This window comes from Pseudohongiella sp. SYSU M77423 (genome assembly GCF_029911965.1).
GTDB lineage: Bacteria > Pseudomonadota > Gammaproteobacteria > Pseudomonadales > Pseudohongiellaceae > Pseudohongiella.
The window spans coordinates 1-2,547 of sequence record NZ_JARYTH010000013.1; the positions used below are offsets into that span (position 1 = coordinate 1).

At 54.0% G+C, this 2,547-nt stretch carries 2 protein-coding genes; both read right to left on the reverse strand.

The features are described from left to right. Positions 1-136: 136 nt before the first annotated feature. A complete protein-coding gene (istB, locus tag QGM61_RS15175; RefSeq protein WP_273421913.1) occupies positions 137-892 on the reverse strand; it encodes an IS21-like element helper ATPase IstB in 756 nt (251 codons plus the stop codon). Next, positions 889-2,340 (reverse strand): IS21 family transposase, encoded by a 1,452-nt coding sequence (gene istA / locus QGM61_RS15180; protein WP_281133495.1) that lies wholly within the window; start codon positions 2,338-2,340, stop codon positions 889-891. Before istA ends, istB begins: the two co-directional genes overlap by 4 nt. Positions 2,341-2,547 lie beyond the last annotated feature (207 nt).

Sequence of the window (2,547 nt, forward strand, 5' to 3'; positions counted from 1 at the left end):
GGATCTATCGGGAGTTGGAATTGAACCTGCGCATCAAGCCCCGGCGGCGAATACAGCGTGACAGGCCTGACCCGCTGTATCCAGCGTCAACTATCTTGGCCGGTCAGCGTCAATTAGCTTGGCCGGCTGATGCTGTTTAATTCTGTATCTGTTTTAAGGCTGTTTTGCGTCGATAACTGTCCCCCTCGCAATGGATAATTGTCGCGTTATGAACCAGCCTGTCGATGGCCGCCACGGTCATCACCGTGTCGTCGAACAGCTGGTCCCAGTCTTCAAAGCTCTGGTTCGAAGTGATGATCAAGCTACCGCGCTCGTAGCGGTGTGCGATAAGCTCAAACAACACGCTGCTTTCCTGCTCGCTCTTGCGTACATAACCAATGTCATCAACGATGAGTACGGCGTAGCGATCCAGTTTGTTTAATGCCTCATTGAGGTGCAGCTCCGCTTTGGCTTTTTGCAACTGCTGTACCAGCAGCGTGGCAGGCATGAACTTGACACGTACACCATGTTCAATCAGGGCATAACCAAGAGCACTGGCCAAATGCGTTTTGCCAACGCCGCTGGCACCAAACAGCATGACGTTGTAGCCCCGGTTGACCCATTGTCGTTCGTTGATCAGAGTATTTATCTGAGCAGGCTTTACACCCTTAACAGCCGTGAAGTCATAATCGTTTAACCGTTTGCCAGCCGGTAATGCAGACTCGTGCAAGTAGCGCTTCAGGCGTTTGTCTTCACGGCTGTTAAGCTCGATCAGGCAAAGCTCATGCAGATACTGCTGCGGGGACCATTGTTGTTTGACGGCCTTGGCAGCCATGCTTTGCCAGTTCTCTTTTATGCTGGCCAGACGCAGTTGTTTTAACATCAAGGGTAATGCGGCCGTTGAACTGCTCATGCGGCTGCTCCCTGTGTGATCAGCGCGCTGTACTGTGACAACGCATGCTGATTGACGTTGATTGTCGGGATCTCACTGGGTTGATCCAGAAAGCGCTTCTCGCACTGCATCAGGCAGGGGAACTGTCCTCGGCGGATCTCGGCCAACACATAACGGCCCAGCGCCTGTTCCTGATTGCTCTTGTGCGCCAGATGCAGCAAGCGCACCATCAGGTGACAGGCACGATCGGGATCGTGATGTTGCTCTAGCCACTGCCAGATGTACTGATAATCACCTTCAGGTATCAGCTCATCGCGCCATCGATAGTGTCGAAGCGCTCGGGGCTTTTTGACCAATGACTCGATCAGGTGTCGGTAATTGACGCTGTGAAGTCGCTCTTGATTGCGTGCGAACAGCCGCTCCAGGGTCAGTGTGTGGATGCCGCTGCAATACAGCTCCAGCCGATCATCGAAGGCGCGCAGCAGCACTCTGGCATGCTTGAGCCGTGAGGGCACCGTATAGGTTACCCGTTTGTACATGATGGTGCTGGTGCGCGAGACACGCACCAGCTCTTCAGTGTAATTGACGCTGGGAGCCGTCGGCAGCGGTTGTAATTGTCGCTGCTCAACTTTAAAGGCACTGGCGATGCGGCGATTATGGCGAGCGACAATCTGGGCAATGAACTTAGCGTACGCCTGGCGGCTTTCAAAATCATAACTGCCGCGGATCTGCAGCGCCCGTTCAATGCGAGGTTTAAGGTGGCCATGTGGCGACTCGATGGCACCGTTCTCATGTGCCTGACCCCGGTTGTTGCGAGTCGCTTTGACATTGTAATGCCTGCAAAACTGTTCATAGCGGCTGGTAAAGTCGTCTTGTTCCTGACGATTTTTATAGGCAGCACTCAGGCTGTCAGTGCGCTGTTCTTTGGGTACACCACCGCTGGCCTCATAGGCTCGGCTAAGACCACTGGCCAAAGCCGTGTAACTCTCACCGCCCCACACCGGCTCAGCAAAGGTCCAGCCGCTGTAAGTGAGGCGATAGTGAAACAGCCGGTGAGGCGCCGGTTCGCCAGCCACAGTAACCGGCGACCCAACCACGGTAAAATCAGCAATACCTTGCTCCCCAGGAATGTGTTCCTGAGCAAAGGTCACCATCTGGTCTGGACCGTGTAATTGTCGCCAATGATTAACCCGTCTTTCCAAGGTTCGACGGGTGCGGGTATCGAACTTATCAGGATGAAACTCGCACAGATGTTCGAAGATATCGATCGCGGGTAAATCCGGAACCTGGTTCAGTAACGGCAGCACGATCGGCTCCCATACATGGGTCAAAGGATCCTGGCGTGTGCGCCAGGTGCGTTTCCTGGAAGCGGGTTTGTGCACATTAGCGTCGATACGCCGGGCCGTACGCTCTGACAGGCCGGCCTTGGCAGCGGCCACAGCTTGAGTATGTGTTTCTCGGTAGTCCATATATAACCTGACTTGTTGATCTGTAACATGTTTACCCGACACAGCGAATCCTCCATTGCTGTGCCGAACCTTAGCAGATCAACCGGCCAAGATAGTTGTCGCTGAGAGGCCAAGATAATTGTCGCTTAATACCCGCTGAGTGTGCCGACGAACGTTAATCAGGTCTGGTCGATCGACTTCATGAGCGACACGTTGATTGATGGACGC